At 50.3% G+C, this 21,868-nt stretch carries 19 protein-coding genes; 10 read left to right on the top strand and 9 right to left on the bottom strand.

Features of this window, described 5'->3' with window-relative positions; genetic code table 11:
* The first annotated feature begins 160 nt into the window (after positions 1–160).
* From OO017_RS07475 to OO017_RS07460, 4 genes are all read left to right on the top strand, one after another.
* Positions 161–715, top strand: a complete 555-nt coding sequence (locus OO017_RS07475) for a hypothetical protein (protein WP_266051839.1) — start codon at positions 161–163, stop codon at positions 713–715.
* 109 nt (positions 716–824) lie between these two features.
* Positions 825–1,349, top strand: a complete 525-nt coding sequence (locus OO017_RS07470) for a cysteine hydrolase family protein (RefSeq protein WP_266051838.1) — start codon at positions 825–827, stop codon at positions 1,347–1,349.
* A gap of 169 nt (positions 1,350–1,518) precedes the next feature.
* On the top strand, positions 1,519–2,226 hold the full coding sequence (locus tag OO017_RS07465) for a DKNYY domain-containing protein (RefSeq protein WP_266051837.1): 708 nt from the start codon (positions 1,519–1,521) through the stop codon (positions 2,224–2,226).
* Between the two features lie 113 nt (positions 2,227–2,339).
* Complete coding sequence (locus OO017_RS07460; protein ID WP_266051836.1) at positions 2,340–2,690, top strand: DUF2200 domain-containing protein; 351 nt, start codon at positions 2,340–2,342, stop codon at positions 2,688–2,690.
* Between the two features lie 185 nt (positions 2,691–2,875).
* Here the strand turns inward: OO017_RS07460 and rlmH are convergent, their stop codons facing one another.
* The 5 genes from rlmH to OO017_RS07435 all read right to left on the bottom strand — a co-directional run bounded on the left by rlmH (position 2,876) and on the right by OO017_RS07435 (position 7,953).
* Entirely contained in the window at positions 2,876–3,349 is a 474-nt protein-coding gene (rlmH, locus tag OO017_RS07455) for a 23S rRNA (pseudouridine(1915)-N(3))-methyltransferase RlmH (protein WP_266051835.1), read from the bottom strand.
* Between the two features lie 77 nt (positions 3,350–3,426).
* Complete coding sequence (locus OO017_RS07450; RefSeq protein WP_266051834.1) at positions 3,427–4,128, bottom strand: galactosamine-6-phosphate isomerase; 702 nt, start codon at positions 4,126–4,128, stop codon at positions 3,427–3,429.
* A gap of 99 nt (positions 4,129–4,227) precedes the next feature.
* A complete protein-coding gene (locus OO017_RS07445) occupies positions 4,228–5,307 on the bottom strand; it encodes a Gfo/Idh/MocA family protein (protein ID WP_266051833.1) in 1,080 nt (359 codons plus the stop codon).
* A gap of 12 nt (positions 5,308–5,319) precedes the next feature.
* The gene (locus OO017_RS07440) at positions 5,320–7,011 is read right to left on the bottom strand and encodes a GMC oxidoreductase (protein ID WP_266051832.1); all 1,692 of its coding nucleotides are present in this window, start codon (positions 7,009–7,011) and stop codon (positions 5,320–5,322) included.
* A gap of 33 nt (positions 7,012–7,044) precedes the next feature.
* On the bottom strand, positions 7,045–7,953 hold the full coding sequence (locus OO017_RS07435; protein ID WP_266051831.1) for a carbohydrate kinase family protein: 909 nt from the start codon (positions 7,951–7,953) through the stop codon (positions 7,045–7,047).
* A 530-nt stretch (positions 7,954–8,483) separates the two neighbouring features.
* Here OO017_RS07435 and OO017_RS07430 point away from each other — a divergent pair.
* Positions 8,484–8,981 (top strand): VOC family protein, encoded by a 498-nt coding sequence (locus tag OO017_RS07430; RefSeq protein ID WP_266051830.1) that lies wholly within the window; start codon positions 8,484–8,486, stop codon positions 8,979–8,981.
* A 149-nt stretch (positions 8,982–9,130) separates the two neighbouring features.
* Here the strand turns inward: OO017_RS07430 and OO017_RS07425 are convergent, their stop codons facing one another.
* On the bottom strand, positions 9,131–9,472 hold the full coding sequence (locus tag OO017_RS07425) for an MGMT family protein (RefSeq protein ID WP_266051829.1): 342 nt from the start codon (positions 9,470–9,472) through the stop codon (positions 9,131–9,133).
* Positions 9,473–9,669: 197 nt separating this feature from the next.
* Between OO017_RS07425 and OO017_RS07420 the strand changes: the two genes are divergently transcribed.
* From OO017_RS07420 to OO017_RS07400, 5 genes are all read left to right on the top strand, one after another.
* Positions 9,670–10,740: an efflux RND transporter periplasmic adaptor subunit gene (locus OO017_RS07420; protein WP_266051828.1), complete on the top strand. Its 1,071-nt coding sequence runs from the start codon at positions 9,670–9,672 to the stop codon at positions 10,738–10,740.
* 52 nt (positions 10,741–10,792) lie between these two features.
* Positions 10,793–13,906, top strand: a complete 3,114-nt coding sequence (locus tag OO017_RS07415; protein ID WP_266051827.1) for an efflux RND transporter permease subunit — start codon at positions 10,793–10,795, stop codon at positions 13,904–13,906.
* 64 nt (positions 13,907–13,970) lie between these two features.
* The gene (locus OO017_RS07410; RefSeq protein ID WP_266051826.1) at positions 13,971–15,308 is read left to right on the top strand and encodes a TolC family protein; all 1,338 of its coding nucleotides are present in this window, start codon (positions 13,971–13,973) and stop codon (positions 15,306–15,308) included.
* 88 nt (positions 15,309–15,396) lie between these two features.
* Positions 15,397–16,683 carry an MgtC/SapB family protein gene (locus tag OO017_RS07405; protein ID WP_266051825.1) on the top strand — a complete coding sequence of 429 codons (1,287 nt, stop codon included), beginning with the start codon at positions 15,397–15,399 and terminating at the stop codon, positions 16,681–16,683.
* A gap of 337 nt (positions 16,684–17,020) precedes the next feature.
* The gene (locus OO017_RS07400; protein ID WP_266051824.1) at positions 17,021–18,319 is read left to right on the top strand and encodes a sugar MFS transporter; all 1,299 of its coding nucleotides are present in this window, start codon (positions 17,021–17,023) and stop codon (positions 18,317–18,319) included.
* 384 nt (positions 18,320–18,703) lie between these two features.
* Here the strand turns inward: OO017_RS07400 and OO017_RS07395 are convergent, their stop codons facing one another.
* From OO017_RS07395 to OO017_RS07385, 3 genes are all read right to left on the bottom strand, one after another.
* Positions 18,704–19,579, bottom strand: a complete 876-nt coding sequence (locus tag OO017_RS07395; protein WP_266051823.1) for a sugar phosphate isomerase/epimerase family protein — start codon at positions 19,577–19,579, stop codon at positions 18,704–18,706.
* 68 nt (positions 19,580–19,647) lie between these two features.
* Positions 19,648–20,547, bottom strand: coding sequence for a hydroxypyruvate isomerase family protein (locus tag OO017_RS07390; RefSeq protein WP_266051822.1), 900 nt, complete (start codon positions 20,545–20,547; stop codon positions 19,648–19,650).
* Positions 20,548–20,570: 23 nt separating this feature from the next.
* Complete coding sequence (locus OO017_RS07385) at positions 20,571–21,857, bottom strand: nucleoside permease (protein ID WP_266051821.1); 1,287 nt, start codon at positions 21,855–21,857, stop codon at positions 20,571–20,573.
* Between the last annotated feature and the right edge of the window lie 11 nt (positions 21,858–21,868).

Below are 21,868 nucleotides of genomic sequence, written 5' to 3'. Positions count from 1 at the left end.
TCACGGCCAGCCAGCTTGCGGCTTGCTAACAGGCTTCACCAACTCGCCTGTAAGGGACTTGCACCCTCTGGAATAATATGATACCTTTCGTATCAGGTGCCCATACTGGGCGCACACCAAACCTATAAGGTAGCTGCGCCACCTCATAGCAAAGCCGTTGATGGTAATCAAGAAGTATAAAAAAATGAGTTCGATAACCCAAGGTTACTATAGTGACTACGAGCCTGTCAAAAAAGAAAGCTTACCACCTGCCTGGGTAGTGTACACCAATGGAATTGAGGACGAGGAAATAGAGGCATATGACGGAAAGATAGTAAAGCTAAACGGGTGGGAAAGCAAAACAAAGATTGTCTATGGCACTTCCAACAGCAGGTTTTTCAAGGGTTATATAGAAACTAATGACCAACAGACAGTGAATTCTGTTCTTCAGCACTTTGCAGGTTTTCCTGCTTATGAAAACAAGTTTGGAGGAAGGAAAGCGTTTGAGCCAGCTAACCTGAATTTTTTTATTTATCCTGGACTTACCTTATTTGTTGAAAATGCCTCAATAACTGACAAAGAACTGGCTGAGTTGATTCAGGATCTCAAAGGCTGGATCCTGCCAAGAAATATACTTGATGAGCTTTGGAGAAAGATAGAAGAAGACCTGAAAGAAATGTATATGACTGCCACCAACACGGCACAGGCTTCAAATTCGTCTACGCCTCATTCTTAGCCTGTACGAGTACCGTTATGTGCAAGCAAGCGACAGTGTAAAAAGGAAATAAAAGCAGAATATAACCTTTAATATAAACCGTCCAATAAGGACACAAAAAGTAAAGAAAATGAGCAAAGCATTGTTAATAATAGATATTCAAAATGATACACCAAAGAACTACAAAGAGGTAATTGACAATATAAACAATGCCGTTGACTGGGCAGTCAATAATAATATTCATGTTATCTATATAAAGCATGAAAATTTATCAGCCGGTTCAAAGAACTTCAAACCCGGTACATTCGGGTCTGAATTAGCAACAGACTTGAAAATAGTATCAAAAAATGTTTTCACAAAGAACAAAGGAAGTGCATTAACCAATGAGGAGTTTGCAGACTTTATTAGTAAAAATGAAGTTAGTGAATTTTTTATAGTAGGAGGAGATGCTACTATTTGTGTTAAATCAACGTGTTTTAATTTACGCAAGGCAAATTACGAAGTCACTGTCTTATCCGATGGCATTACCAGTTGGAGTAAAAAGCAAATTCCAGATATGATACAATATTATGAAAGTAAAGGCTGTAAGATAATTGGTTTGAATGACTTAGTGTATCAAAAGAGAACGAGACAACAGGATTTGGTGGAATTGTAATACTATTCAAGATAAAATGCCAGCACATAACAATGTGTCATACGTAATGGCGGGAAAAGCAGAAAATATCAAAGTATGTGGCTCGCATCAACACCATCTCGGTTCGATAGTGATAAGCTCCAAAATCCACCATTACGCATGCACTCACCGTTGTACCTCAAATATTACTATGAAAATAAGCTTCACAATAAATTTTATAGCTGTATTGCTGTTGATTTGCAGCTGTGGCACCAACAAAATCCACTCATTTCAAACTAAAGTGGCTCCTGAATCACAGACCACTAATACTGCATCAGACTGGATAGCACTCCAAGAAGATCAAGCAATGGACGGTTATTATAGGAAGAATGGCAAAATTTACTGTGGTGGTACTCCATGCGGAGATGAGTCAATGAGTGGAGTAGACGTCGGTTCCTTCCAGGTATACCCAGGTTCAGGTTATGCTAAAGACATGAATGCTGTTTACTATCCTATATTACTCATGAGCGATCATTATACAAACTGTGCTACCATGATTTGCGCCGAATATGTTGTGGAGGGCGCCCAGCCCTCCTCTTTCAAATACCTCGAAAGAGACTATGCCTTAGACGAAAATGCTGTTTATTATAGTGGAGAAATAATTACCGTTGCGGATGTAAGGAGCTTAAAAGTATTGACAGGTCCGAAGAAGTTTTGTATTGCTGTAGACAAAAGCCATGTTTACATAGGTGGTATCGTCATCCCGAATGCTGACCCAATCACATTTTCCTACGACAGCACTGGTGTCAGAATTAATGATGTTACTTACAGCTATACACTTAAAGACAGGAGACATACTTGGGAGTATATTCCGCCTCACAAATTTCAACTGCTGGATAGCCTATCAAATACAGAATAAAACATCAGCGTACAACAACACCTATAAGGCAGCTGTGCCGCCTCATAGCCCAACACGTTCATTTAAAAACTTTTTTCACACGAAACACCTCCCCTCTAACCACCTCAAAACCCATGCAAAACGAAAGAGTGTTTAAAATGTCATTTGCAGGTGTGTACCCGCACTACATCCAAAAGGCAGAGAAGAAAGGCCGCACAAAGGCGGAAGTAGACACGCTTATTTGCTGGCTAACCGGGTATGACCAAACCTCTTTGCAGCAGCAGATAGATAGTAAAGCGGATTTTGAGACCTTCTTTGCCCAGGCTCCGCAAATGCATCCCAATGCCTCTAAGATTACCGGTGTGATCTGTGGCTATCGCGTAGAGGAAATCGCACATCCGTTGATGCAGAAAATTCGGCAACTTGATAAACTGATCGATGAACTGGCGAAAGGGAAGGCTATTGAGAAGATTTTAAGAAACTAGCTGGATTTATACTTACAGCTAAGTAACTCGCACTTTTACTAAGCTCCTCCGGACTTCCAAGTCCGGAAGCACTCTGCCGGGGACATCCTTGTCCCCCGTGTTACTATTTACGCGGACAAGGATGTCCGTATCAGGAGAGTTTTGGACACGGATGACCGAAACAGCAGGATAATTAGCCTATCTCCTCAATCATTATGGTACTTCTCCCCTCTCAGGATCGTGAAGCCCCGGTATAGCTGCTCGAAAAAGAACATGCGTACCATCTGGTGGGTGAAGGTCATTTTGGAGAGGGAGATCTTGTCGTTGGCCCGGGCGTATACTTCCGGCGAGAAACCAAAGGCACCGCCCACCGCAAACACCAGGTTAGTGGTCACGGCGTTCAGCTTCTTCTGAAGAAAAGTGGCGAACTCGGAGGAGGTGAAGGACTTGCCTTTCTCGTCGAGGAGGATGAGGTGGTCGCCGTCCTGCAGCTTCTGAAGGATCAGTTTTCCTTCTGCCTCTTTCAGTTTGTCCGGTGCAAGTTTACCCCCTTGCTTAACGTCCGGGATGATGACAAACTCCACCGAGTGGTAGTGCTTCAACCGCTTCAGGTACTTCTCTATCCCCTCGTCCAGAAACTTCTCGTCGGTTTTGCTTATTACAATGAGTTTAATCTTCATCTGTTACTGGTTTTGCGGCAATTTCGCTTTAAATGCGGGAGTTTGCAATTGGTAGAGCTACAGAACAATACTTGTCCCTACCCCACCACCAAACAATCTACCTTCGGGTGCTTCCAAAGGTGTGTGGCCGGGTACGCATTTGTGATCTCGCCGGAAAGCAACTGCTGCGTTGCCTTTTCCTTGCCGGCGCCTGAAATCAAGAGAATAATGTGCCGGGAGGCCAGGATAGCCTGCATTCCCAAAGTCATGCCATACTTAGGTTTGGCTTCCAGACCGGCTACCATGGTGTGGTTTAAGGTAGTGTCCGCCAGCTGTGCCACATGGCAATGCTCCGTTAACTGCTCCGCGGGTTCGTTAAGGCCCAAATGGCCGTTCACGCCTATTCCCAGGATACAGATATCAATGGGGCCGTTCGCATCCAGTTCTGTTTGCACCCGCTTACACTCCTGTTCGGGGTTCTTCGTGTCGGCATTAAACCCAAAGTAACGCGAGCTGCTTATACTTAGCGGCTGAATAAGGTGTTGCTGCAAGTAGTGCTCGCAAGTGGCTGGGTGTTCTGAACTCAAGCCGCCCCACTCATCCAGCTTCAGCACACGCATTTTGCTGAAGTCCTCACTTCTTTCAGAGTTACACTTCTGCAGCTGCAAATATAAGCCTGTGGGTGAGTTACCCGTTGCCGCACAAAGCAGCAGGTCGGGCTTAGCCTGCACGGAAGTATAAACCATCTCTGCCGCCGCAAGGCTCATGGCCTCGTAGTCTTTAAAGTGCTGGATGTTCATGGAGCTGTACTAGCTTGTTTTAAAAAAAGCCTGCCCTTGCTCACAGCCATGGTATTCTGCAGCAGCTAAAGGCAAGGCTTTTTATACTTTTACTTCAACTTATTTTTTCCAGAGCCGGATGGGTTTCTCGGCATCGGTCTTAAACGGCAGCTCCACTTTTCTTCCCGTTCCGGCCGACTCATAAGCGGCAAAGATCACCTCCAGCACAGCCTTGCCGTCCTCGCCGGTTACCAGCGGCTGCTTGTCGTTTTTCACGCAGTCCACAAAGTGCTCAAACTCCTGCGGAAAACCGTAGTTCCACATTTCCTCATACATCGTAAAGCTCCAGCCCACCGTATTGCCTGCCTTCTCCACAGCATACCCTACGCCCTTGTTGCTATACGTAAGTATGGAGTTGCCCTGCAGCACATCGGCGTAGGCCACGCCTTCCGAGCCGTGTATCTCGGCCCTGTCGTCCATGCCGCCGAGCTTCGTCCAGCTTTCCTCCATCATGGCCACCACGCCATCCTCAAACTCCATGATCACGATGGCATTGTCGTCGCCCTTGGTTTTGGCCTGGTGTACGGTGGTGCTCATCTGCGCATACACCGATTTGATGGGCACGCCCGGGTGCAGCCACCGGAAAAACTGTATGCCGTGGCAACCCATGTCCATGGTCACGCCGCCGCCAGACCGCTCCACATCCCAGAAATGGTCGGAATGCGGCCCATCGTGCTTTTCAAGTTGTTTAAACAACACCGGCCTGCCCAACGCGCCTTCGTCCAGCAGCCCCTTCAGGCGCACATACTTTGGTGTGAAGCAGAGTTCTTCGGCATACATCAGTTTCACGTTGGCCTTTTTGCAGGCCTCGATCATGCGGTCGGCTTCTTCCAGGTTCATGCAGAGCGGTTTTTCCACCACCACATGCTTGCCAGCCTCGGCTATTTTCAGGGTGATATCGCAGTGCAGGTAGTTCGGTGCGCCGATCACGATCATGTCCAGTTCATCCATGGCCAGCATCTCCTCCAGGTCAGTAAAGTGGTTCGGGATGTTGAACTTCTCCGCAAAACTTTTGGCATTGCCGGGGGTAGGTGACATAACCGCCAAAATTTCGGCATCTGCCACTCGCTTTAATGCCTCTGCATGAATCGTTGAAATGAACTGCGACCCGATCAGGCCTACGCCTACTTTCTTTTCCATAGATATCTGATGTTAAAATTTTCCGGTTTTTAATTGTTCCACAGCATACGTAGCTGCCCTGGCGGTTAGCGCCATGTATAAAATGGATGGGCTTTGATTGCCCGTGCTTGTCATGCAGGCCCCATCGGTAACGAAAACGTTCGGGCAAGTATGCACCTGGTTATAGGCATTAAGTATGGAGGTTTGGGGATCGAGCCCCATGCGTGCGCCGCCCATTTCGTGTATGTCCAACCCTGGTGCCTGTTTGTTATCGACTGTCTGAATGTCGGTGCAACCCATTTTCTCCATCATACTTCTGCTTTCCGTCAGAAAATCCTGCACCATCTTTTCGTCGTTCTCGTCGTAACCAACATCGGTAACCAGCAGTGGAATGCCCCACTGGTCGGTCTTGTCGGGGCTCAGCGTGACCCGGTTCGAGGCCTTGGGTATGGTTTCGCCTTGCATGTACATGTACACGTGCCAGCTGCCCGGCACTGAGAGCTTATCCTTGTACTCCCCTCCCAGCTGTGGCTCATCCTCAGGCACTTCGGAGGCCCTGCTTCTATAGCCGCCCGTAAAAATGGTGTAGCCGCCCACAAAATCGGTATCCCGCTGTTTCAGGTTTCTGTAATTGGCTATGATGCATTCGGTGGGGTTGCGGCCATACACGTACTTGTCCTCAAAACCTGGCATTCTGCCGTTCGCCCAGCCGCGGTACAGATGGAAGCCCACGTACCTGCCCAGGATATCATGGTCGTTGCCCAGGCCGTTGGGGAAGCGCTCCGATTTGGAGTTTAGAAGTATAAGCGTACTGTTCAGGGCCGAGGCATTCAGGAAGATAACCCTGGCCTTGTAGATGATCTCCTCTTTGGTGTTGGCATCGATCACTTTCACGCCTGATGCTTTGCCAGTTGCCTCGTCATAAACCACGGAATGCACCACCGAAAAAGGCCTTACCGTGAGGTTTTCGGTTTTGCTGGCCCAGGGCAAGGTGGAGGAGTTGGAGGAGAAGTATCCCCCGTAAGGGCAACCGCGCATGCACAGGTTCCGGCTTAAGCATTTGCCTCTGCCCTGTTCCAAATGTACAGGCTGCGGCTGGCTGAGATGTGCCCAACGGCCCTGTACCAAATGCCTGTCCGGATAGTGCTCCTGTAACTTCTGCTTCATGTGCTGCTCCACGCAGCTAAGCTCAAACGGCGGCAGAAACTCACCATCCGGCATAGCCTCAACTCCATCCTTGTTGCCGCAAACTCCTATAAACTTCTCCACATGCGAGTACCAGGGAGCGATGTCATTGTAACCGATGGGCCACCCGATGCCATAGCCATACTTGGCAGGAGCCTTAAATTCATAGTCGCTCCACCGCTGGCAGGCGCGCCCCCAGATCAGCGATTTCCCGCCGACCTGGTAGCCGCGTATCCAGACAAAAGGTTTTTTCTGCACATAGGGGTGGTCTGCATCCTTAATGAAGAAATGCGCTGTGTCTTCGCCAAACCCGGCTGCTTTTGTGATCAAAGGGTTCTTCTCATAGAAGTCCTGGGTTACCCATCCCCTATGCTCCAGCTCCCATGGAGCCTTCGTGGCTGTCGGGTAGTCCTTGAGGTGCTCCACGTTTCTTCCCCGCTCCAACACCAGGGTTTTGAGGCCCTGTTCGCAAAGTTCTTTCGCTGCCCAACCACCCGATATACCGGAACCAACTACAATGGCATCAAATTCATTTTCCATAGCGCGTATTGCTCCTAATTTATATTACTGACCTTAAGGTACATATTGTCCGGCAATACCGCCAATTTTTGACAGACTAGTTGTGCCACAGCGCATGGCAAGGTTAACGCTTTCGGCAATACTGTTTTGGTTTAGCCAGGCGTATACAAAGCCTGCTGCAAAATTATCTCCGGCCCCGGTTGTATCAGCAATTTCAAGATGCTTCGTCAGCGCACTGGGTACCTGAAAATGTACAGCTTCTTTGTTTTGATACACGCTTGCTCCCGCTGCCCCTCTCTTAATCACCACCAAGCCGCATTTTGTACTTAGCCACTCGCCGGCAAGGTCGCAGGTTGGCTGCCCGGAGATCAACAAGGCTTCTTCTTCGTTAGGGATGAAAACATCGACATAACCCAGGATGCTGTGCACTGCCTGCCAGTTGCCCTCCGGTGCCCAGTTCGTGTCTAAAGAAACAGTTACCCCATTTTGCTTCAGGCTTTTGAGCTCCTGCTCCCACAGCTCATGAAGTTGGTCGAGCAGGTAAAAGCTGGCGATGTGGATATGCTTTGCCTCACGAAGTATACCTGCCTTGCGGATACGCTCAGGCGTTACGCTTTGCATGGTGCCCTTGTATGTTAGCATCGCGCGGTCGTCCCCCTTAGCCAAGCCCAGACCAACGGCAGTTTTCGTTTCGGTGTCTTTTACCAGATAGTCAGTCATAATGCCCGACTCGTGCAGTTTAAGGGTCAGTATATCTCCAAAAGTATCCGTGCCCACTACCCCGAACAAAGCCGGGTTTCCACCCAGTTTGGCGAACTGAGAGGCAAATATGGCTGCGGACCCGCCAAGGTCTACATGGTAGTCATTCACGAACTGCTCTACCTGTCCATACTTTGGCACCACATCAGCGGTAAACAAAATATCCAGGCAAAGATCAGCTATTGTTACGAGCTGGTGCTTCATTTTTGTAGCGCTGTTATACTTGCGTCTTTTAAGTTTAGGTGGATTTTAGATCACCTTCTCAGACCGTGATTTTAAAGATGAGATGGCCTTTCACTGTTCGGGAAATTCAAACAAGGTTCATAGCATGAGTTCTTCTCCCGGACCACCCCCCTCCTAAATATATAAAAAGCTACTATACAATGCTATATAGTTCTTCGCATTTATACTTAACTATAGGTGTAAAGCGTGAGCAGGCCAGCTATGGAGGAGAAATGATGACAGAAGCTGGTATAGAGTAGGTGAAGCAAAAACAAGATAAAAGCCAATGCCTATTATCAGGGCCCATTCAATCATTTCAGTATTCAACCAATTTCCAATCCTATGTATCTTTTGGCTGATAGCATGGCGTACTACCACCTGAAAAGTAAAAAATCGCTGTAATGCCAGCCTGCTGTACTTACTGGTGCTTTATAAACTTATCATGGCCACCGCCTTATACTTTATGGTATCGTACACAAGTATAAAACAGACAAAAAAGAAGGAGCCGCAGGATGAGTACGCAGACAAAGTATAAAATACCACAGGAAGCCCACATAGGGCATGTACACTTAAAAGTATCGGACATACAGCGCTCGGTTGACTTTTACTGCGGCTTGCTCGGGTTTGAGGTCACTACAACGTATGGCGAGGAGGCAGTCTTTATTTCGGCTGGAGGTTACCACCACCATATAGGGCTGAATGTGTGGTACAGCAAAAACGCCACACCGGCAGCCCGAAACTCTGTAGGCTTGTTTCATACGGCCATCCTCTACCCCACCCGGAAAGACCTTGCCACCATTTTGCAGCGGTTAAGGGATGCGCATTACCCTTTAACCGGCGCGTCGGACCATGGTGTTTCGGAAGCGCTGTACCTCAATGACCCCGATCATAACGGCGTGGAACTTTACTGGGACAGGCCCAAGGCCCAGTGGCCTCAAAAGCCGGACGGCTCCCTGGAAATGTACACAAAGCCCCTCGACCTGGAGGACCTGTTGAACGAATTGCATTAAATTATACTTGAGGCGGTTGATTTGCCTTACAAAGTATAAGTATACTTTAGCCGTTGTTGGTAAACCATTGTAAGCGCCCCTCAGCCCCCATACTTTCTTTTCAGGGTTACCCTACTGGCTAAATCTTACTTCTAAGGTAAAAATCGCTGTCACAGCAGTTCCTTCGACGGATCCCAGAACAGCCTATCGAACTCCACTACCTGGCCTTTCTCCACACGCACCCCCTCCTGCTCCAGCCGCTCCTGCATGGCGTTGGGTGTATCGAAATACTGACTGCCGGTAAGCATGCCGACCCGGTTCACGACCCGGTGCGCCGGAATGTTCGTCATCGGGTGCGAGGCGATCAGGGCCCAGCCCACCATTCTGGCTGAGCCTTTTGCCCCTAAATAACTGGCAATAGCGCCATAAGAGGTTACCCGGCCAGCCGGTATCAGCTGCACGACCTCGTACACATTCTGGAAGAAATTCTCCTTGCTATCTTTTTTTGCCATTTCAGTCTCCTCTGTTTAAACCTTCGGTATCGTTGTTTGTCTTTTAATAGTGCCTGTTTGTAGAGTTTAAGATACGGCAACTTTTATAGTAGGCAATATTGGATGTATATTTAATGCTGCATTATACTTCGAAACTATTGGAACTGATTTTGAAAGTATAACGGGCAACGCTAAACTAAACCTGTGTTAAAACACAAATGAACAAAACTTTAAAAACTATCCTGATTCTTGTAGCCGTTGCGGCAGTAGGTTACTTTGCTTACAAGCAGTTTGCTGCTGAGCCAGTGAAAATGGCTGATGCCGGTGGCCCCATGGCACAGAAAGTAGCCGTGGATGTATACGTGGTCTCGCCGACTGCCTACCAGAACAGGATTGTATCGACAGGCACTGTGCTGCCAAACGAGGACGTGGAGCTGCGCAGCGAGATATCCGGCCGTGTAACAGGTATAAACTTTGAAGAGGGCAGCCGCGTGCGCAAAGGGCAGCTACTGCTCACGGTAAACGCCGCCGAAATGCAGGCGCAGCTACAGAAGCTGCAGTCTAACCAAAAGCTGTACCGCGACATGGAGGAGCGCCAGCGCACCCTGCTGGAGAAAGAGTATATCAGCAGGCAGGAGTACGACCAGGTAAGTAACCAACTGGCCACTGCCACCGCCGACATACAGGCCCTGAAGGCCACCCTTGCCAAAGCCTATATCCGCGCGCCCTTTGATGGGGTGATCGGCCTGCGCCAGGTAAGCGAAGGCAGCTACGTTACCGCCACCACACCCATTGCCCGCATCGTGGATGTGAGCCCGGTGAAGATAGATTTTGCCATACCTGGCCGCTACAGCCAGATGGTAAAAGAAGGCGACATGATCACGTTTACAGCGGAAGGCAGCCCGCAGGAACACCAGGCCCGCATTTACGCCATCCAGCCGAACATAGACCCCGCCACACGCACCCTGCAGGTGCGCGCCCTTTTCGACAATAAAAACGAGGAGGTAAAGCCCGGCGCTTTCGTAAGAATATCATTAGGACTGAAGGAGGTTGAAGAAGCCATCCTGATCCCGACGGAGTCCATCATACCGGAGGCCGAGGGCCACAAGGTGTTCCTGGTGAAAGACGAGAAAGCCGTGCCGAAGATGGTGAAGATCGGGCAGCGCTCCGAGAAACTGATCCAGATACTGGAAGGCATTGAGCCAGGCGATACTATCATACAATCTGGTGTACTGCAGGCACGCCCCGGCGCGGACCTGTCTATTCGTAACGTGAAGACCGGGGAATAAGGTTAGCAGCAGCTGATAGCAAGGTTTCAGACGAGATTTCTTAATTAAGTGTATGGCAAGTTTATCATCAATAAGTATAAAACGCCCGGTACTGGCCATCGTGATGAGCATCACGATCATTGTGTTCGGTATCATCGGTATCAGCATGCTGGGGGTGCGGGAGTACCCGAGCGTGGATCCGCCAATCGTGAACGTGTCTACCAGCTACACGGGTGCCAACGCCGAGACCATTGAGTCGGAGATTACCGAGCCGCTGGAGGAGTCCATCAACGGTATTGCCGGTATCCGTACCCTTACCTCCAGCAGCCGCGAGGGTAGCAGCAATATTACCGTAGAGTTTAACCTGGGCGTAGACATGGAGGCCGCCGCCAACGACGTGCGCGACCGCGTGGCCCGTGCCCAGCGCAGGCTCCCCGACAACGCTGACCCTCCTACTGTTTCCAAAGCCGACGCAGATGCCAACCCCATTATCTTTGTGGGTATTAAAAGTGCCACACGTTCGCTCCTTGATATCTCTGCCATTGCCCAGAACGTGTTTAAAGAGCGCCTGCAGACCATACCGGGCGTAAGTTCTGTGGATATCTGGGGCGAGAAGCGCTACGCCATGCGCCTGTGGCTGGACCCGGACAAACTCGCCGCGCTGCAGGTTACGCCCATAGAAGTACAAAATGCACTGGTGCGCCAGAACCTGGAGCTGCCTTCAGGTAGAATTGAGGGCGCCACCACGGAGCTCTCGGTACGCACCATGGGCAAGATCTCCACAGCAGACGAGTTCAATCAGCTGATCGTACGCGAGGATGCCGATCGCCTGATCCGTTTCAGCGACATCGGCCATGCCGAGTTGGCGCCGGAAAACGAGAAATCCATACTTCGCCGCGACGGTATCCCGATGGTGGGCGTGGTACTTATTCCGCAGCCAGGCTCTAACCAGGTAGAGATTGCCGACGAATTTTACGTGCGCCTGGAGCAGATAAAGAAAGACCTTCCGGAGGACCTGGAAGTGGTGATCGGTTTCGATAACACCCAGTACATTAAAGCCTCTATTGCCGAAGTAAAAGAGACCATCTTTGTGGCCTTTGGCCTGGTGGTCATCATCATCTTCCTGTTCCTGAGAGACTGGCGCTCTACGGTAATTCCTGTGGTGGCCATTCCGGTTTCCCTGATCGGTGCCTTCTTTATCATGTACCTGATGGATTTCTCCATCAACGTGCTGACGCTGCTGGGCATTGTGCTCGCTATTGGCCTGGTGGTGGACGACGCCATCGTAATGCTGGAGAACATATACTCCAGGATTGAGGGCGGGCAGCAACCCATGAAAGCGGCCAACAAAGGATCCGAGGAAATATACTTTGCCATTATCTCCACTACCGTAGCCCTGGCCGCAGTGTTTATGCCGGTGATATTCCTGGAGGGTATAACCGGCCGCCTGTTCCGGGAGTTCGGTATTGTGGTGGCAGGCTCTGTGATCATCTCCTCCTTCGTTTCCCTGACGCTGACACCGATGATGTGCTCGCGCATGCTCAAGCACCGCGAACGGCCAAACTGGTTCTACCGCAAAACAGAGCCATTCTTTACAGCCCTCACCAACGGCTACCGTAACAGCCTCGAAAGCTTTATGCGCGTGCGCTGGGTAGCTTTTGTGATAGTAGTAGTGGCCGCAGGAGGTATTTACACGCTGATGAAGAACCTGCCCTCAGAACTTGCCCCGGACGAGGACCGCAGCGGCTTGCGTATCGGCGTAACAGGCCCTGAGGGTGCCTCTTACGAGTTTATGGATGCCTACATGAGTGAGCTGACCCAACTCGTGAACGACTCCATACAAGGTATAGATAACATGGTGGCCATGACCTCCCCAGGCTTCGGTGGTGGTGGCTCCAACTCCGGCTTCCTGCGTGTAAGGCTGGTGGACCCAGAAAAGCGCAACATGACGCAGCAGGAAATCGTGGATAAGATCTCACAGCTTTCGGGCCAGTTGCCAGGCGCACGCGCCTTCGGCTCCGGCGACAAAGGCCTGGGTGGCGGACGCGGCTCCGGCCAGCCGGTACAGTTCGTGGTGCAGTCACCGGACGGCTCTAAACTACGCGAGATCATTCCGCAGATAATGGAAGAGGCACGCAAAGACCCGACCTTTGGCTTTGTGGATGTCAACCTGAAGTTTAACAAACCTGAGCTGCGCGTGGAGATTAACCGTGAGAAAGCACAGGCTATGGGCGTAAGCGTACGCGATGTGGCCCAAACCCTGCAGGCAGGCCTTAGCGGTCAGCGTTATGGCTATTTTATAAAGGATGGCAAGCAGTACCAGGTACTTGGCCAGGTAGCACGCGAGAACCGCTCTGCCCCTATCGACCTACGCAGCCTCTATGTGAAAAACAACTCAGGCCAGTTAATTCAGTTGGATAACCTGATCGAGTTGCAGGAAGAGAGCGCTTCGCCGCAACTTTACCGCTTTAACCGCTTTGCCTCTGCTACGTTCAGCGCCTCGCTGGCCAAAGGCAAAACCATCAGCGACGGTATAGAGGCCATGGATGCCATTGCCGATAAAGTGCTTGATGATACCTACCAGACCTCGTTGGCAGGCCAGTCGCGCGACTTCTCGGAGAGCTCCAGCAGCTTGCTGTTTGCGTTCCTGCTGGCACTCGGCCTGATCTACCTGGCGCTCTCAGCACAGTTCGAGAGTTTCCGCGACCCGGTAATCATCATGTTTACCGTACCGCTTGCCCTGGCAGGAGCCTTGGTAAGCATCTGGTACTTTGGTGAGACCCTGAACATCTTCAGCCAGATCGGTATGATCATGCTGGTGGGTCTGGTAACGAAGAACGGTATCCTGCTGGTGGAGTTCGCCAACCAACGCAAAGAGGCGGGCCTTACCAAACTGGAAGCCGCCACAGATGCAGCCGTACAGCGTTTCCGCCCGATCCTGATGACTTCTATGTCCACCATACTGGGTACCTTGCCGATTGCCTTGGCATTGGGCGCCGGTGCTGAAAGCCGTGTATCGATGGGTATTGCGGTGGTAGGCGGCCTAATCTTCGCCACCGGTCTGACGCTTTACGTGATTCCGGCAGTGTATTCATACTTCTCATCTGCTGAGGCCAACGTGATAAGCGATACGGACGACGAGGAGGAAAAAGCGGAGGCCAGAAAGCCACAACCGGAGTATGTGTAAATTTCTCTGAGCATCCATCTGAGTATTTTAGCCAAAAGATTTTAACGCGATAGATCAAGTATAAATGTTTTCATACAAAGCCGCGGCGCTTCTCCTCATTGGGTTTGCACTGCTACTACCAGGCCGGGCCCTGAGCCAGGAGCAACTTTCGCTGGAGCAGGCCATCCGAATCGGCCTGCAAAACAACTACGACATACGAATAGCCTCCAGGCAGGAGGCTATCTCTGAGAACAATGTCACGCTGGGCAACGCTGGCTTCCTTCCGGATGTGAGCGGCAGGGCCTCCCGTAATTTCAGTGAGAACAACTCCAGGCAAGAGTTTACTACCGGCCCTGACCGTGTGCGCTCAGGTGCGAGCTCTAACAACCTGAGCTATGGCGTTAACCTGAATTGGGTGGTATTTGATGGCCTGGGGATGTTTATAAACCTGGAGCGACTGAAGGCCCTGGAGAAATCGGGTGAGCTATTTACTAAGCAGACAGTTGAAAACACCTTGGCCGATATCACGGCCAGCTACTTCGAGGTGGCCCGCCAGTCTTTTAAGATGCAGGCCATACAGGATGCCATCGCCATTTCGGAGGCGCGTGTGGAGATAGCCCAGGCACAGTATGAGGTTGGCGTGAGCGCCAAGGTAGAGATCCTGCGGGCGCAGGTAGACTACAACACCGACCGGTCGGAACTGCTGCTGCAGCAGGAGGTACTGCAAAACGCCAAGATTAACCTGAACCAGCTGCTGGGCCGCGACCCCGACATTGACTTTGTGGTGACGGACAGCATTTTGGTTGATTCTTCCTTAAACTACAGCATTGCCACCAACAACCTGCAGGCCGCTAACCCACTGCTACAGCGTCTGCAGCTGGAGCGCCAACTGGCAACGCTCGACATCAGATCCGTTCGGGCCAGCCGTTTCCCGACTGTCAGTGTGCTGAGTGCCTACAATTTCAGCCGCTCCGAGGCAGAACCACTCAACGAGTTTCAGGCGCGTTTTAATCAAAACAAAGGCTACAACTATGGCCTGAGCGTAAACGTGCCCATCTTTAACGGCTTTAACATCAACCGCCAGGCGCAGAACGCACGCATCAGCCTGGAAACGGCAAACCTGGAGCTGCAGCGGGAGGAGAACCGCCTGCAGGCCGACCTGGCCCGTGCCTACAGCCAGTACGCTAACCGCCTGCAACTGCTCGAACTGGAGGAAAGCAACGTAAAACTAGCCCAGGAGAACGCACAGATTGCGCTGGAACGATACAAACTGGGTATTCTAACCGCCATAGAGCTACGCGAAGCGCAGCGAAACGAACTGGTCGCCTCCAATCGCCTGATCGACATTCAATACCAGGCTAAAACGGCAGAAATAGAGCTAAAGCGGCTTACCAGCACGCTGGTACAGGATAGCCAACTATAACCTTACCGTTTACTAAAGTATAAAAGTATAGCCATGGCTATACTTTTATACTTTAAGGCTGTACCTTCAGGCAGTCAATTACACCCATATGGAGTTAGAGCTATTCGAGACACTTGGCATATCGCTGGGCCTGGGTTTGCTGGTAGGGCTGCAGCGGCAGCACGACCAGTCACAGCTGGCCGGTATCCGCACGTTTCCGCTCATTACCCTGTTCGGCACTATTTCCGGTTTCCTGGCACAAGACTTTGGCGGGTGGATCATAGCCATGGGCATTCTGAGCCTGGCCATCCTTGTGGCAGTAGCCAACTTTATGCGGAGCAGAGCGCCTCATGTGGATATTGGCCTCACAACCGAAGCCGCCGCCCTGCTTATGTATGTGGTAGGAGCCTACCTGGTGCTGGGCCAGGTTACAGTGGCCGTAGCAGTTGGCGCTGTGGTGGCCGTGCTGCTCCACCTCAAAGAAACCTTACACCGCATTGTGGCTAAAATTGGGCAAAATGACCTGAGGGCGATCATGCAGTTCGTGGTTATTTCCCTGGTGGTGCTACCCGTGCTCCCGGACCGTACTTACGGCCCTTACGGTGTACTGAACCCGCACAATATTTGGTTGATGGTGGTGCTGATCGTGGGCATCGGGTTATTGGGATACTTTGCTTACAAGATTTTTGGGCAGAAGTCGGGCACGGTGCTGGGCGGCATTCTGGGTGGGTTAATCTCCAGCACCGCTACCACCGTAAGCTATGCCCGGCGCACCAAAGACCACGGCAAAGCAAGCAGCATGCTGGCAGCCCTAGTCATATTTATTGCGTCAGCTGTTTCTGTTGTGCGCATTATAACGGAGGTTGCCGTAGTAGCCCCCAGCACACTCCCGACCGTGGCACCTCCCCTGGCGGCACTTCTTTTGCTCATGCTGGTGCTTGGAGGCATTTTATACTTCTTTAAAGGCAGCGCCAAGGATAGTATGCCTGAACAGGCTAACCCGGCACACCTTAAAACAGCCTTAATTTTCGGGGCTATTTATGCGGCTGTCATACTAGCCACCGCCTTTGCCAAAGACCAGCTTGGCAGCAGCGGCCTTTACATTGTGGCTGTTATTTCCGGCCTTACCGATGTTGATGCCATTACCCTTTCTACCTCCCGCCTGATGCAGGTAGGAAGTATGGAGCCGGCGAATGGCTGGCGCCTCATACTGGTGGCCGCGCTCTCAAACCTGGCCTTCAAAGCAGGATTGGTAGGTGTGCTTGGCAGCCGTTCTGTTTTCATGAAAGTAGCCCTGCTGTTCGGCATTGTGCTGGCTGGCGGGCTGTTGGTGCTGTGGCTATGGCCCGAAAATTTTCAGGTGCCTTTTATCAACCTGGAGGCAAAGCAGATATAATCAAGTATAAACCTGCTCCTTAGGCAGGTTTCCTAAGCTCATCCTGAAACGCTTTTTAAGCCAAAACAGGTCGCAAAACCACCTTGTGACACCGGCAACCGGAAAATTTATACTTAGATCTAAACTGAAAGTGATTACTCAGGTGATTTTTTAAAAATAAAAGTATCTTGCATATCAGTAGCCAGCTGAAACAGTGGTTCTAGCAGCGCTGGTGCAAGTATAAAATATATTTGCCAGAACATGGGCTGTAGCGTTAAGGCTTGGAGCCTCAGCAGCGCGAAACTACTTGATATTGAGCAAAATATTTTCCCAATAATCCAACCTGATTAACTTAACTATGGCAAACACGTCCATCAAACAAGAGCGGCAGCACACACCGGAGCTCAGCCAGAAAAGTAACACGGGCGCGATGGTCATCATCGGCGCGTTGTTCTTCATCTTTGGCTTTGTTACCTGGCTCAATGCCATCCTTATCCCATACTTTAAAATATCGCTGGAGCTAAACAACTTCCAGTCATACCTGGTGGCCTTCGCCTTTTATATTTCGTACTTTGTGATGGCGATCCCATCTGCCTGGGTACTGAAAATGACTGGCTTTAAAAATGGCATGTCGGTTGGTTTGCTCATCATGGCAGTAGGTGCGTTGATTTTTGTACCTGCAGCGATGACCCGAACGTTGGAGCTCTTCCTGATCGGCTTGTTTGTTCAGGGAACTGGCCTTGCGGTACTTCAGACGGCATCTAACCCATACATCACTATTTTGGGGCCGCTGGAGAGTGCCGCCAAACGCATCAGCATCATGGGCGTTAGCAATAAGATTGGCGGTGTGATAGGTTCTATCGCGTTGGGGGCTATTGTACTCTCTAATGCTGATGAAGTTGTAGCAAAGCTTGAGACACTAAGCTTGGCAGAGAAGGTAGTTGAGCTGGATGCCATGGCATCTAAAGTAATCCTGCCATACGTGCTGATTATGGCCGTACTGGTAGCCCTGGCGGTGGTAATTTACTTCTCATCGTTGCCTGAGGTAGATACCGACCAGGAAAACGAAACCGTAGCAGCCGCCAACGTGAACAAGACGAGCATCCTGCAGTTCCCGCACCTATTGCTGGGCGCTTTTACCATGTTCCTGTATGTAGGCGTTGAGGTAATGGCCGGCGACACCATTGTGAGCTACGGGGCCGCGCAGGGTATCCCTTACACAACTGCTAAGTTCTTTACCTCCTTTACCCTGGGAGCAATGGTGGTGGCCTACTTTATCGGCGTCTTTAGCATTCCGAAGTATATAAGCCAGGAAAAAGCCTTGAAGATATCAGCCATTGTAGGCGTACTGTTTACCGTTGGCGCCATCCTTACCAGCGGCTATGTTTCGGTATTATTTATCGCCTTGCTGGGCCTTGCCAATGCGCTGATGTGGCCGGCCATCTGGCCACTGGCCATTGCGGACCTGGGCCGTTTCACTAAAATCGGCTCATCACTTATTATTATGGGCATAGCCGGTGGCGCCATTCTACCCCTTATTTACGGAGCCCTAGCCGACGCCTGGAACCCGAGCCAGGCCTACTGGATTATGGTGCCATGTTACCTATTTATCCTTTTCTATGCCGCCAAAGGGCACAAAGTTGGGAGAAAAGCATAGTTAACCATACTTCAGCTTTAAAGAGCTATAAAAAAGGCGCTGCCCGGGATGAAGATTCCGGGCAGCGCCTTTTTTATACTTCGGTAGCCAAAGGTTTTTTATATTTTGGGCAACTTTTAAAGAAATGTACGCACCATAGCTTGCCACATACTTACATGTCCTAGTATAGCAGGCCCCCTTCTCCCTACACAAGGCAAGACAAAGCTGGACGAAAGTATAACCCGGCACTACTACTTGCATCTAATGCTCCACCAGGAATCAAGGGGTAAAGTAAGTGGCGGCCACAACCTATTTTTAGTCGGCCTATAATACATAAAAAAGCCAAGCTATCCGCAACCTGATGGCAGCGTACAGCCTGGCTTTATACTTATACTTTAGCTTTACTTACAGCAGGTTTTCCTTTAGATAAGTATGACTTTGCGCGATGCTCTCAAAAGGATCCAGAGAAAAGTTCTCCTGCTCCACAATGTAGTGCTCTACGCCTGCTACCTCGGCATTAGCGAAAATCTCCTTGAAGTTGACAGACCCCGAGCCGATCTCCGTGTTGATTTTAGGATTTGCCTTATCCATATCCTTCACGTGCCATAACTTAAAGCGGCCAGGGTGATCCTTAAACAATGCCACCGGGTCTAGCCCAGCTCTTACTACCCAGTACAGATCCGCCTCAAAAACAACAAGATCCGGGTCCGTCTCTTTCAGCAGGATCTCATAGCCTGTGGTATCACCGAACTTCTTGAATTCAAAGTCGTGGTTGTGGTAACCTAACTGTAGCCCGGCCGCTTTGCACTGCTCTGCCGCCTTAGTTAGGCGCTCGGCAACACGCTGGTAGTCTGCTGCGCTCTGGCGCAGGTTCTCGCCCAGGTAAGGCACTATGATATACTTCATGTCCACAGCCTTGGCCGCGTCGATGTAGGACTTTAGCAGGTCCTCGTTTTCCCCGGAAATGTAAGGGTCAAATCCAAAATGGCCGCTTGAGGCTTTCAGCTCATGCTGCTTCAGCAGGTCGGCGAACTCAGTTGGCTTCATCCCGAAAAATCCCCCCTCGCTGGAGTAACCAAACGTCTCCACCTCTTTGTAACCCGCCTGGGCTACTTTCCCGATCACACCTTTTGCATCCTTGGGCAACTCCTCACGCAGCGTGTAGAGTTGTATGCCTATGTTCTTGTTGCTTTCTGCCTTAGACATCATACAACTTGGCGCTATGATTATACCTGCCGTAAGCAGACCTGCCTGCTGTAGAAAATTTCTTCTTGTTGTCATCTGTTGTTTCTCTTTGGGGTTGATCTTTCGATTAAGGGTAAATTAAGGTAAGGGTTGCAAGCGCTCCGCTACACATCGCAGATCTGGATAGCCTTTCTTAAAGACGCCAGTTTATCCGGGTTGGAAGGTATAAATTCCTGTGCCACATAGCCTTTAAAGCCGGTTTCCACGATAGCTCTCATGATGGCAGGATAGTAGAGTTCCTGCGTCTCATCAATCTCATGGCGGCCAGGCACGCCGGCGGTATGGTAATGGCCAATGTACTGGTGGTTATCACGGATGGTTCGGATCACGTCGCCCTCGTCTATCTGCATGTGGTAGATATCGTAAAGCAGCTTAAAATTCTCAGACCCGAGTCTTTTTGCCAGTTCCACACCCCAGGCTGTTTTATCCGCCTGGTAGTCTTCGTGGTTAATTTTACTATTCAGCAACTCCATCACCAGCGTTACGTTGTGCTTCTCAGCCAGCGGCAACACCTGCTTCAGGCCTTCCACGCAGTTGTTCCAGCCAGTTTCATCAGACTTACCGCGGCGGTTACCGCTGAAGCAGATCAGGTTCTTATAGCCTGCCTTGGCTACTTTCGGTATCATCTCAGAATAGTTCTTGATCAACCGGGCATGAAACTGCTTATCGTTCCACCCATCTACCAGGTTAATCTCGGCGCCATTGCACATCGTGGATTCCAGCCCGTGCTTCTGAAGCACGGGCCAGTCTTTCGGGCCAACCAGGTCTATGCCTTTTAGCCCCATATCCTTTGCCGCAACGCAGAGTTCCTCCACCGACATATCGTCGAAGCACCAGCGGCACACGGAGTGGTTTACATTGCCTTTCAGTTCTTTGGTAGTTTCTGCGGCTTCCTGCCCCTGCGCACATGCGGTTAGGGTTGGTAACATACCTGCCGCAGTCAGCGAAGCTGTTCCGGCCATGATTTTCTTAATGGTGGTCCTGCGACTCGGTTTCTCTAACATGGTAGTATAAGTTAAGAGGCTGTCTATGGTAAGCTGGTCAGCTCCTGTCTCTCAGACTCGATGCCATACGGCTTGTCGGTTGCGTTACCGGCGGTATCTTTCTCATCACGGAAAAGCAGCATGAATATTAATGCAACAACAGCCGCTATACCTGCCGGAACAAGCCATACACTCTGCCAGAAATTCTCCGTATCGGCAGCTCTGTAGTACTCACTTATAAAACCTGCAACCCAGAAGCCGATCAGCATACCTACACCGTATGTAGCCAGCGTTACCAAACCCTGGGCTGAGCTTTTATACTTCTCCCCGGCTCTTGCATCTGTATAGATCTGGCCCGAAACAAAGAAGAAGTCATAGCAGATACCGTGCAGCGCAATACCTATGATCAGCATAAAGGAAAGCTCATCGGCATTGCCATAGGCAAACAGCACGTAACGCAGGGCCCAGGCAGCCATACCTACCAGTATGGTTTTCTTAAAGCCAAACCTTGAGAAGAACACTGGCAGCAACAATAAGAACAGCACCTCAGAAATCTGCCCGATCGTCATCTTACCTGTCGGGTTCTCCAGGCCGATGTCTGTTAAAAACGGGTTAGCGTTCTGGTAGTAGAATGCCAACGGAATACAAATAAGTATGGATGAGAGGAAGAAGATCAGGAAGTTTCTGTTCTGCAACAGCTTAATGGCATCCAAGCCCAGAATCTCGGAAATAGAGCTGCTCTTGCCCTCTTGTGCCACAGGAGGTGTTTTAGGCAGCATAAAGCTATAGATACCAAGTATAAGTGAAGCGATTCCCGCCATCATAAAGGTGTTTCTCAGCAAACCTTCGCCTATACCATCGGCAGAATCCCAATGGAAAATGTAGCTTATCGATAAACCGGCAGCAATCCAGCCGATAGTACCCCATACCCTGATCACGGAGAACTCTTTCTCCGGATTACGCATCTGGCGGAACGAAACGGAGTTTACCAGGGCAAGCGTGGGCATGTAAGCAATCATATAGGCCAGCACGTAAGGATAGAAGGCCCCAACATTATCAGCGTTATACATCTGATACATCAGGAAAGCGCCTACCAGGTGCAGTACCCCCAGAATCCTCTCTGCATTAAAGTACTTATCTGCAATAAGTCCGATGATGAAGGGGGCGATGATCGCTCCGAAGGATTGTGTGGAGAACACACTGGCTGTTTCAAGTTCTGTTGCCTTTAGGTTGTTGCCCAGAAAGGTGCCTAAGGTAACAAACCATGCGCCCCAGATGAAGAACTCCAGGAACATCATGGTAGAAAGTTTAATGCGGGTTACCGAATTCATGGTTGCGGTGT

Source organism: Pontibacter anaerobius (genome assembly GCF_026241195.1).
Lineage (GTDB): Bacteria > Bacteroidota > Bacteroidia > Cytophagales > Hymenobacteraceae > Pontibacter > Pontibacter anaerobius.
The sequence above is the reverse complement of the archived record's forward strand: the minus strand, read 5'-3'. Positions and strand labels throughout refer to the sequence as shown.